Origin of the sequence: Neisseria sp. 19428wB4_WF04, assembly GCF_015235335.1 — a bacterium.
Taxonomy (GTDB): domain Bacteria; phylum Pseudomonadota; class Gammaproteobacteria; order Burkholderiales; family Neisseriaceae; genus Neisseria; species Neisseria musculi.
Genome location: NZ_JADGLG010000069.1, coordinates 1 through 9,513, shown reverse-complemented (window position 1 = coordinate 9,513; position 9,513 = coordinate 1). Strand labels below are relative to the sequence as shown.

The 9,513-nt window shown below is 51.6% G+C and carries 10 protein-coding genes and 4 pseudogenes; 7 read left to right on the top strand and 7 right to left on the bottom strand.

Translation table 11 applies throughout. From position 1 onward, the window contains the following. Nucleotides 1-399, bottom strand: a pseudogene (locus tag IR141_RS11290) (transposase); the annotation flags it as partial. A gap of 151 nt (nucleotides 400-550) precedes the next feature. On the opposite strand from IR141_RS11290, the gene IR141_RS13560 reads away from it, so the two are divergent. Continuing rightward, complete coding sequence (locus IR141_RS13560; RefSeq protein WP_228068250.1) at nucleotides 551-1,153, top strand: DNA cytosine methyltransferase; 603 nt, start codon at nucleotides 551-553, stop codon at nucleotides 1,151-1,153. 158 nt (nucleotides 1,154-1,311) lie between these two features. Here the strand turns inward: IR141_RS13560 and IR141_RS11280 are convergent, their stop codons facing one another. After that, nucleotides 1,312-1,539, bottom strand: coding sequence for a hypothetical protein (locus IR141_RS11280; RefSeq protein WP_167743186.1), 228 nt, complete (start codon nucleotides 1,537-1,539; stop codon nucleotides 1,312-1,314). A 99-nt stretch (nucleotides 1,540-1,638) separates the two neighbouring features. Between IR141_RS11280 and IR141_RS11275 the strand changes: the two genes are divergently transcribed. The 3 genes from IR141_RS11275 (at nucleotide 1,639) to IR141_RS11265 (ending at nucleotide 2,677) form a co-directional block, all read left to right on the top strand. Next, nucleotides 1,639-1,860 (top strand): hypothetical protein, encoded by a 222-nt coding sequence (locus IR141_RS11275; protein WP_135037302.1) that lies wholly within the window; start codon nucleotides 1,639-1,641, stop codon nucleotides 1,858-1,860. 175 nt (nucleotides 1,861-2,035) lie between these two features. Continuing rightward, entirely contained in the window at nucleotides 2,036-2,245 is a 210-nt protein-coding gene (locus IR141_RS11270) for a hypothetical protein (protein WP_135037300.1), read from the top strand. 12 nt (nucleotides 2,246-2,257) lie between these two features. Next, on the top strand, nucleotides 2,258-2,677 hold the full coding sequence (locus tag IR141_RS11265; protein ID WP_135037297.1) for a hypothetical protein: 420 nt from the start codon (nucleotides 2,258-2,260) through the stop codon (nucleotides 2,675-2,677). 231 nt (nucleotides 2,678-2,908) lie between these two features. Here the strand turns inward: IR141_RS11265 and lolD are convergent, their stop codons facing one another. From lolD to IR141_RS11245, 4 genes are all read right to left on the bottom strand, one after another. Further along, complete coding sequence (lolD, locus tag IR141_RS11260; RefSeq protein WP_135037294.1) at nucleotides 2,909-3,592, bottom strand: lipoprotein-releasing ABC transporter ATP-binding protein LolD; 684 nt, start codon at nucleotides 3,590-3,592, stop codon at nucleotides 2,909-2,911. Next, nucleotides 3,585-4,835: a lipoprotein-releasing ABC transporter permease subunit gene (locus IR141_RS11255; RefSeq protein WP_135037291.1), complete on the bottom strand. Its 1,251-nt coding sequence runs from the start codon at nucleotides 4,833-4,835 to the stop codon at nucleotides 3,585-3,587. The genes lolD and IR141_RS11255 overlap by 8 nt, the downstream gene beginning before the upstream one ends. 679 nt (nucleotides 4,836-5,514) lie before the next feature. Then, on the bottom strand, nucleotides 5,515-5,991 hold the full coding sequence (gene greA / locus IR141_RS11250) for a transcription elongation factor GreA (protein ID WP_135037289.1): 477 nt from the start codon (nucleotides 5,989-5,991) through the stop codon (nucleotides 5,515-5,517). 392 nt (nucleotides 5,992-6,383) lie between these two features. Continuing rightward, nucleotides 6,384-7,643, bottom strand: a complete 1,260-nt coding sequence (locus IR141_RS11245; RefSeq protein WP_135037286.1) for a glutamate-5-semialdehyde dehydrogenase — start codon at nucleotides 7,641-7,643, stop codon at nucleotides 6,384-6,386. A 667-nt stretch (nucleotides 7,644-8,310) separates the two neighbouring features. Between IR141_RS11245 and IR141_RS11240 the strand changes: the two genes are divergently transcribed. Both IR141_RS11240 and IR141_RS11235 read left to right on the top strand, forming a co-directional pair. After that, the gene (locus tag IR141_RS11240) at nucleotides 8,311-8,550 is read left to right on the top strand and encodes a DUF935 family protein (RefSeq protein WP_228068249.1); all 240 of its coding nucleotides are present in this window, start codon (nucleotides 8,311-8,313) and stop codon (nucleotides 8,548-8,550) included. After that, nucleotides 8,547-8,927: pseudogene (locus IR141_RS11235) on the top strand (phage head morphogenesis protein); the annotation flags it as partial. The gene IR141_RS11240 and the pseudogene IR141_RS11235, both read left to right, overlap by 4 nt. On the opposite strand, the pseudogene recA reads toward IR141_RS11235, so the two are convergent. Next, nucleotides 8,898-9,182 (bottom strand): annotated as a pseudogene (recA, locus tag IR141_RS11230) (recombinase RecA); the annotation flags it as partial. The pseudogenes IR141_RS11235 and recA sit on opposite strands and share 30 nt — an antisense overlap. A gap of 1 nt (nucleotide 9,183) precedes the next feature. Between recA and IR141_RS11225 the strand changes: the two are divergent. Then, nucleotides 9,184-9,513, top strand: a pseudogene (locus tag IR141_RS11225) (phage minor head protein); the annotation flags it as partial.

Sequence of the window (9,513 nt, the reverse complement as noted above, 5' to 3'; positions counted from 1 at the left end):
CAGAATAAAAACACCCTCCAGAGAGACCTTTCCCAATATAACAGCTTGAAGTGTTTGCTTTTTACAATCAGGAACGATTTCGGTATAAACCCTGCCGTCTCTTTCGAAAATACCAAAGACGGGTTGTTTAAGCGTTCCTCTGCCACGCTTTGACTTGCCATGGAAACCGCGCTGCCGTTTGGCACCAAAATAGCTTTCATCAACCTCCATGCTGCCGTAACAGGTCTTTTTGCCTGCTTTGGCAGCGGTATATTTCGTGCCTGAACATGCGATACCGGTGGTTGATGGTATTGCGGTTGAAGCCTGCCGGCAAAGCGGTTTTTGAGGCTTCTATACCGACACAAAAATGCTTGATAATTTTTTGAGCTGATGGTCACTTAACTTGGTGTTATATTTCATTTTTCCAGGCTAACAGAGCTATTCTGCCAGTCTAGAGCCAAACCGTTTATGTGTTGAATATCGTACATACCGCCCGACAGTTCCCCTAACCTGCAACACGCCGCAAACACCGCTAAGCGGTGTTTTTTATTGGCTATCCGAAGGATAAAAAATGAAACAGCATAACCTATCCGTTCTGCATACCGGCGACTGCCGCCAAATCCTGCCCGAGCTGGCGGCCCAAGGCATTCAGGTGCAAACCTGCATCACCTCGCCTCAGCCTATGGCCGTGCTGGTACGCGCCAACTGGCGAACCGAGCCGGCCAAAATGGCCGGCACCGGCAGCGACATTACCGCACTGATGGGTACGGTGACGGCAAACGGCAGTCAACACCGCCGGCCGTCTGTAAACCGCGCCCTCAAAGTGGCCGCATTCCTGATTAACTACTACGGCAACGGCGATGCCCGCGATCTGACTGCGCCGCCGGAAACGCTGACCACCAAAGACCGTTTGGCTTTGGTTACCGTATATATCAACCGGCAACCGTACTACATCGTGGACATCACGCTGCGGATGCTGCTGCCCAAAGAGTTGTACAAAGCCCAAGGCTTCCCCGAGGATTACATCTTCGACCGCGACCATACCGGCAAACCGCTGACCAAAACCGCCCAGGTGCGGATGTGCGGCAACTCCGTATCGCCGCCGCCGATGGCCGCGCTGATACGCGCGAATTACCGCCCCGAAGCAGTATTTGCCGGACAACAGGCAGCCTGACCGTCCGTTGCAGAAAACCGCCCCGCTGCAGCACATGAATTTGTGCTGCGGCGGGACTTTTTTGTGTCTGCCACCACTGTTGCCCGTTCTATTTTTTGACAGTAAAGATAGAATTTTACGGATTGGGCCGATAATATAAAAAACATCGTGTAAATTGGTCATACTGTCATGAAAAAACTGATTTTATCGGCATTTGTGCCTTTTGGTTTGGTTAGCTTGTCCGCACCGAGCCATGCTTTCAATTGTTTGAAATAAAACATTTGCCAGCCATCTGAGCGGGAAAGAAGCGGCAAAAGATGCTCCCGGTTGGGTGAGGCAGGATTAAAGCCGTGCAAAAACCCCAATGAAAGCGGTGCCCAGTTTGCAAAACGTGTTTTGGATGCCAAATACGGTGCAGGGAAGTGGAAAACCGGCCCGGCGACAGAGCATAATCAAATTAAAAAATACGGTGGCATGTCATTTAACTAATTGAAAGGTATAGAAAAATGTTTACATTGGATACAGTTTATGTTCTCTACCATACGCGAATAGACGCTCTAGGTCATGAAAATGATAAGTGCTTGGGTGTGTTTTCAAGTCTGGAAGAGGTAGAAAAGGCTAAAGAATACGCATTAAAACAGAAAGGGTTTAAGGATTATCCCGACGGTTTTTCTGCCGTTGAGTATGAGATCAACAAACAGGAGTGGCTGGAAGGCTTTGGTGACTGATATTATTTGAAGCCACCACCAAAAACGAAAAAGCCCCGCCGCAGCACATGGGATGATGTGCTGCGGCGGGGCTTTTTACTTTTCATCCGTTGCGGTAACGGTTTACCGCAATGATATGAAACTGTGCGCTATAATTAGCCGGCACCGATGATTTTCACACAATAACGAGATACTTATGATGAAACATGAAAGAACACAGGCATACAAACTGATCGATTCCATATTCGGACTGAAAGGTTTTGAGGTTCCCGAACTGAAACAGCGTATCAGAGCCTCCATCGTTGCAGGCAATATCGAACCACAACAGGTTTATCGGGAGTTGTTACAGTATGCGGGAAAAAACCAAACGTTGGACGGTTTCGGCGAATCCCGTTCTTGGCTGTGAAAGCCGTTCGGAGTGGCCAATCCCTACCAAGCCGAAAACGGCGTTTTTTTCAATAAGCTGGGTATCACAGATGCCGAAACCCTACGTTCGGTTGAATACTTTTTGGCTTCGACCAAAGCCAAAATGGTGCTGTCGGGAGAGATTGCCATACACGCCGGCAAGTACGGTTTGATGCGTTTAAAAGAAATACACAAAGTATTATTTGACGATCTTTATGAATGGGAGGGGCAGGAAAGAACCACCCCAGTTGCCAAATTCAACCGGTTGGGTAAAACCGTTACCCATTTTATTTCCCCGAACAATATCCGCGATGCCTTCAACCATATCGAAAAACATTCCAACGGCTTCCGGCCATCAAGCCTGACCGTATGTCTTGGCCGAGCACAGTTTCGGCAACAACAACCGACCCACAACCCTCCATCTGCGCAGTAACGGCAGCCGTCCCGCCTATCCTCTGACCCATACCTACAGCCATCTTCCCCAGCCAACGGCACAACCTCTCCACCCCACCCGAATACAGCCTTATCATCCGCACCTATTTCCGATTCCCCTGCCACTTTTACGACTTTCACACTTCCGACCACAGCACACTTTGCCGTTTCCGCAACGGGCCGGCATAAGAGAGCACCCAGCCAGACTGCCCAAGCTGATTTTGCCGTACTGTTACGGTTTATCGGCCAAACAGCCATCGTCCATAGTCATTACGCGGTCAAAGCGGGCGGCAAGTTCGTCATCGTGGGTAACCACTATCAGGCTGGTGCCTAATTCGCTTTTCAATGCCAACATTATGTCTAATATATTTTGGGCGTTTTTGCGGTCGAGATTGCCTGTGGGTTCATCAGCCAGCAGGCATTTGGGACGGGTAACCAGTGCGCGGGCAATAGCGGCACGTTGGCGTTCGCCGCCTGAGAGTTCGCCCGGCCGGTGCAGCATACGTGCTTTCAGGCCGACTTTTTCCAGCATTTCCGCCGCTTGTGCCTCGGCTTCTGCTTTTGTTTTTTTACTGATCAAAAGCGGCATCATCACGTTTTCCAGTGCCGAAAATTCGGGTAGCAGATGGTGAAACTGATATACAAAACCCAAATAGCGGTTGCGCAGTTCGCCCAGTTGTTTCTGGCTCATTTTGCCCAAATTGTTGCCCATCAGGTTTACGCTGCCCGAAGTAGGCATATCTAAACCGCCGAGTATGTGCAGCAGGGTTGATTTGCCGCTGCCCGAAGCGCCGATAATGCTCACGCTTTGGCTTTCACGCACTTGCAGATTGAGACCGTTGAGTACCTGCACGTTTAATGCGCCATCGCTGTAGCTTTTGGTTACACTGCTGCAATCCAACACAATCTTATTCATAGCGCAAAGCCTCCGCCGGTTGGGTTTTTGCAGCCCGCCAGCTCGGATACAGTGTGGCGATAAATGCCAGCGCCAGCGAAATGGCGGCAATCACCAGCACATCATCGGTGTTGACATCGCTGGGCAGATAATCGATAAAGTAAATTTGTGAATTAATCAGCTGCTTATCGAACAAATCTTCAAAAAACGCCACGATACGCCCTATGTTCATCCCCAGCACCACGCCGCAGACTACGCCGATCAAAGTGCCGAAAAAACCGGCGAATGCGCCCTGTACCATGAAGATTTTCATCACGCCTGCTGGCGGCAAGCCCAATGTGCGCAAAATGGCGATATCGGCCTGCTTTTCTGTAACCGCCATCACCAGCGATGACACCAAATTAAACGCCGCCACCGCAATAATCAGCGTTAAGATGATGAACATCATGCGTTTTTCCAGTTCTACCGCTTCGAAATAACTGCGGTTGGAAAACGTCCAATCACGCACCCACACTTTGTCTTTCTGTTCCGGAGCAATTAGGTTGCGGGTAAACGAAGGCGCGCTCTGCGGATCGGCAAGTTTGATGCGCAGCCCGCCTACGCCGTCACCCAAACGATAAAGCACTTGGGCATCTTGGATATGCGTCATCGCCAGCGAATTGTCCACTTCATACAGCCCCGTTTTCACGATGCCCACCACGTTGAACTGCTTCAGGCGCGGCACCACTCCGGCGGGCGTAACGTTGCCTTCCGGTGTAATCACGGTTACCTTGCCGCCTTTTTCTGCACCGAGTGCCTCGGCCAAACCTTCACCAAGAATAATATCGAACCCACCGGGTTTTAAATCATTGAAACTGCCCACCGGCATCTCTTTGCCGTAATCCACCACGTTTTTTTCTTCCTCGGGCAACACGCCGCGAAGCTGCACGCCGCGCACTTCTCCCGAGTTGGCCAACAAAGCCTGGTCGGCAACATAGGGAGCCGTTGCCAAAACTTCTTTACGCCCTTTCACAAATCCGCGCAGGCTCTGCCAGCCCTCACCGTTGCCGGTGTCGTAATAACCGATCTCAGCGTGCGGTGCCACATTCAGGAGCTGGCCGCGGATTTCTTTCTGAAAACCGTTCATCACCGACAACACCACAATCAGCGCGGTAACGCCCAGCGCAATGCCCGCAATCGAAATCATGGTGATAAACGACATAAAACCGTTGCGCTTTTTGGCTCTGAGATAACGCAAACCTATCCAAGTTTCTAACGAAGCCATGTGCCAAAGCACCCTTTATCCAATTAAAATAAGCGCGCATTGTACCTGATTTACCGTGAAACTTCTTCAAAAAGGGCAGCAACTCTGCCAAAACATGGTAAGAAAATGGTTCTCAAACACTCAAAATCCAAAGCCTTGTCAATAATTTTACCCAGGCCGTCTGAAAAGCATCGATACTGCGTAGCTCGAACCTTAACGGGATACGTTCAGGCCGTCTGAAACACCCGGTTGCAGCCATCAACTTTGCAGACATACTGCGCCTCCTTGTGCAGGTAGCGCAACGGTATCGCACAGCCGCTAAAATAAACCCGAGGCGGCGGGGCGCAGGCAGTAAAAATTGCAGTAAGGCCGGCACCGTTTGATTTTTCGAAGCGGGCTGCCAACAAACAAATACAGTGGATCCTTGATTTTGATTACAGCATTGCTTCGCCTTGGCCCGAAGAAAACGGTTTTGCAAACCGCAAGCGGTAGCGGGTTACCGCCTGCATTGCCTTTGGCCGGCCGGTATCGGAAATAAAGCGGATTCACCATAAACAGACTTTGTGATGACTTTCAGCCTTTGCAAAAATCTCAGGCCGTCTGAAAACAATAGCCGCAGTTTTTGCTGCGGCTATTGTTTTCAGACGGCCTGAACATCGGCACTCGGGCAATATTGTGATAATCGGAAGCCTCGCCTGCTTCAGATATATTCCACCTGCACGATATCGTATTCGCGCACACCGCCCGGAGCCTGCACTTCGGCCACATCGCCTTCTTCTTTGCCTATGAGCGCGCAGGCGATGGGCGAGCCTACATAAATTTTGTTTTCTTTAATATCCGCCTCGTCTTCGCCGACAATTTGATAGCGCACACGCTCTTCGGTGTCCAAGTCTTCGAGCGTTACCGTAGCGCCGAACACCACCTTGCCTTCGGCATGGATTTCGGACGGGTTGATGATGTGTGCGATGGAAAGTTTATGTTCCACTTCCGAAATGCGGCCTTCGATAAAACCCTGCCGCTCTTTGGCTGCTTCGTATTCGGCGTTTTCCGACAAATCGCCGTGCGAGCGCGCCTCTGCAATCGCTTCTATCACTTCGGGGCGAGCCACGCTTTTCAGGTGCTGTAATTCTGCTTTTAATAATTCTGCACCGCGCACGGTCAACGGAATTTTCTGCATGGGGGGATTCTCCGTAAAACAGCTTTTCGAGCCGTAGAAATACTGATTGGGAAACGAAGTCATATACTTTTAACACAACCTCTGTTCCGCCAGATAAAAATACAAGCCGCCCAAAACGGCGGCTTGCTCAAAAATCATTTGTGAAAGCGCGATTGTATCCAAAAAACAGCCTCACGGGCAAAGTTTTCCGTCTTTATCGAAAAAATGTGTTGTAAGGTTTAATAATATGCAGGCAAACCTGTGCTGCATCCGATCCTGAATAAAGGATAACGGACTTGATATTTTTCAATCAAACTGGATTCAGCTTCAATTTCAGGCTGAAATCTTTGCAAAACACCTGAAGGCCGTCTGAACAAATAAAAACAAACTTTGACTCCAAGTCCCGATCTACTTTATTCCCGAGTCTGACCGTTGCCCAATACCACCCATTTTTGCGAGGTCAGGCCGTGCAGGCCGACCGGGCCGCGCACATGGATTTTGTCGGTAGAAATGCCGATTTCTGCGCCCAAGCCATATTCAAAACCATCGGCAAAGCGGGTGCTGGCATTAACCATTACGCTGGCACTGTCGACCGTGCGCAGGAAGGTTTGTGCATCGGTGTAGGATTCGGTAACGATGCTGTCGGTGTGGCCGCTGCCGTGGGTGTTGATGTGGACAATGGCTTCGGATAGGCTCTCCACCACTTTAACCGCCAATATGGGGGCGAGGTATTCGGTGTCCCAATCTTTGCTTGAGGCCGTCTGAATATCGGGCAGAATGGCGCGTGTGCGCGCACAGCCGCGCAATTCCACGTCTTTTGCGGCATATTTTGCGGCCAGCGGTGGCAGGATTTCGGCGGCGCGGCTTTCGTGCACCAGCAGTGTTTCCATGGTGTTGCAGGTGCCGTAGCGCGAGGTTTTGGCGTTAAAGGCGATATCCAGCGCTTTTTGTGCATCGGCGGCACGGTCGATATACACATGGCAAATGCCGTCAAGATGCTTGATAACGGGTACGCGCGCTTCTGCACTGATACGCTCCACCAACGATTTGCCGCCGCGCGGGATAATCACATCGATTAAATCAGGGCTTTGCAGCATCACTCCTACGCTTTCGCGGCTGGTGTTTTCAATCAGGCTGACCGCAGCCGCTGGAAGGCTGTTTTCGCGCAAGGCTTGGGTTATCAGCCCGGCGATGGCCACATTGCTGTGAAAAGCCTCGCTGCCGCCGCGCAACACGCAGGCGTTGCCCGATTTCAAACACAGGGCGGCAGCATCGATGGTTACGTTGGGGCGAGATTCGTAAATCATGCCGATAACGCCCAGGGGAACGCGCATTTTACCGATCTGCAAACCGTTGGGGCGCAGGCGGAATTCGTCCATCTCTCCCACAGGGTCGGGCAAAGCGGCCACTTGGCGCAAACCTTCGCACATATTTTCAACTGCGCTTTCCGTCAGCTTCAAACGGTCAAGCAGCGCTGGCTCCAAGCCTTTGGCGGCGGCCTGTTCCATATCTTGTGTATTGGCGGCGGCAATTGCTGAACTGTTTTGCTTTATCAGCTTGGCCATGCGCAGCAGTGCGGCATTTTTCTGCGCTGTGGCAGCAGCCCCCATATCATAAAAAGCCTGTTTGGCGGCAGCGGCAGTTTGGCGGACGTAATCGTGAATATTCTGCATAATGGTCTGATGTTGGCGGTGAAATTGAATGATGCGGCATCGTTCATACCAAACCGCTTCAGCAGCAGTTTGGCACGGCTTTCACTATACGGCCGTCTGAACGTGATTTCAAGCGGTATGCGGACTCGGCTTTAATCGCAGACCGGATGCCGACTACGGTTATGCAATGCTCCATCTGCATGGCTGCAATCCATGCAGCATCTGTGAAACATGGCTGCCGCATTCACTTGAGTTGGTGGTTTTACAGACGGCAGTAGTGAATATAGATTCTACCTTATCCATGCATAGCGAAGCTGCCGTTCTTTCTGTTCATGTAAAACCGAAGCACGCCGCTCTCGTGAACTGTCCCCAAAAGTCAGGCTCTATTTCTCAATATGGTTCAGTTTTTTATGGCAAAAGTATTCAAACAGATTCAAATTGAAAGTCATGAAATACTATCTGCAGGAGCGCGGTAAAAAACACCGCCAACGTTTTTTTCTCTAGAGCGCACTGCCAAGCACAAACAGGCATCACGTTATATTCTTCACGAGGAGGGCAGCATCGGCCGGCTGGGCCAGGCATCTCCGGCTGCCATTTTGATTGTAACTATTTGAATCTAAATTTTAATTCCATGAATATGGTCAGAAATGAAGGGTTATCCCCCAAAGGGATGCGCCTCGGTCGGCGGATGCCATACCGACCCGACACTCCCCCCGATGCCGGCCGTCTGAACGCACAAGGCCGCGCCTTGACCGATGCTTTGGTGGCCGAACTGAAAAAAGGCGAAACCGCCGACAACCTGCTCGACCGTCTGGCCGAAGCCTTCCCGAACATGGACGATGCCGACCTGCAAAACGAGCTGGCCAGGCTGATATTTTTATCGGGCCTGGTCGGCAGGATTGAAGCGGCTCAGGAGATGGGCAGATGAACCCCGAAGACATCAAAGCCGTGTTCGGTATGCAGCCCGAAGCCGCCGTGGCCTATCTGAAGCAAAAAGGCCATCAGGTATCGTGGGACTGGCAGGATATGCTGGATGATGCCCATGCCACCGCCTTTACTGTCGCCAAAACGGCCAAGATGGATGTGTTGGACGATATATACAGTGCGGCACTCAAAGCATTGGAAAACGGCCAAACATTAGAAGATTTCGGTCGTGAACTGACACCAGTGTTGCAAGCCAAAGGCTGGTGGGGGCGTAAAGACGTAGCCAACCCCGACACCGGCGATATTCAGACGGCCACGCTGGGCAGCCCGCACCGGCTCAAAACCATCTACTTAACCAATATGCAGTCGGCCTACATGGCCACCGCTATGCCGAACGTTGATGCCCGCTTTGGTGCAGACTGCGGCATCGACTTCATCGACCACTGTGGGGTTTTCTTTCAGCCACACGCGCACATTGTCTTTATCTTGGCCGATTTTGGCGCCGTTGTAGGCATGCCATGTGCCGGATTTTTCAACGATGCCGTATTTCACGCCCAAATCCACAAGTTCGCCTTCCCAACTGATGCCTTCGCCGTAGAGAATATCAAATTCGGCTTGTCGGAAAGGCGGGGCGACAATGATGAAGAGCATCGACACCCACCCTTATTGGGAATACGTTGCCATCAAAGATGGGCGCACCCGCGAAAGCCACCGCCTGCTGCACGGCAAGGTGTACGCCGCCACTGACCCGGTTTGGGATACCCTCTATCCGCCGCTGGATTACCGTTGCCGCTGCCGCGTCAAACCGCTCTCCGAAGCGCGCGGTGCGGCCAAAGTGCTGCCCAGCCCCAAATTGGAAACGATAACGGTCGATATCCGCACCAACGAATACACCGGCGAAGAGCGCTATGCCCAACGCACCGGCATCCGCATCAACGGCACCTTTGTGGCACCCAACGCCGGCTTC

What these genes read in the sequence shown, in the direction of transcription:
- IR141_RS11255 (WP_135037291.1), bottom strand. Translation starts at nt 4,835, where the DNA reads ATGGCTTCGTTAGAAACTTGGATAGGTTTGCGTTATCTCAGAGCCAAA.
- greA (WP_135037289.1), bottom strand. Translation starts at nt 5,991, where the DNA reads ATGCAGAAAATTCCGTTGACCGTGCGCGGTGCAGAATTATTAAAAGCA.
- IR141_RS11275 (WP_135037302.1), top strand. Translation starts at nt 1,639, where the DNA reads ATGTTTACATTGGATACAGTTTATGTTCTCTACCATACGCGAATAGAC.
- IR141_RS11240 (WP_228068249.1), top strand. Translation starts at nt 8,311, where the DNA reads ATGCCATACCGACCCGACACTCCCCCCGATGCCGGCCGTCTGAACGCA.
- lolD (WP_135037294.1), bottom strand. Translation starts at nt 3,592, where the DNA reads ATGAATAAGATTGTGTTGGATTGCAGCAGTGTAACCAAAAGCTACAGC.
- IR141_RS13560 (WP_228068250.1), top strand. Translation starts at nt 551, where the DNA reads ATGAAACAGCATAACCTATCCGTTCTGCATACCGGCGACTGCCGCCAA.
- IR141_RS11270 (WP_135037300.1), top strand. Translation starts at nt 2,036, where the DNA reads ATGATGAAACATGAAAGAACACAGGCATACAAACTGATCGATTCCATA.
- IR141_RS11245 (WP_135037286.1), bottom strand. Translation starts at nt 7,643, where the DNA reads ATGCAGAATATTCACGATTACGTCCGCCAAACTGCCGCTGCCGCCAAA.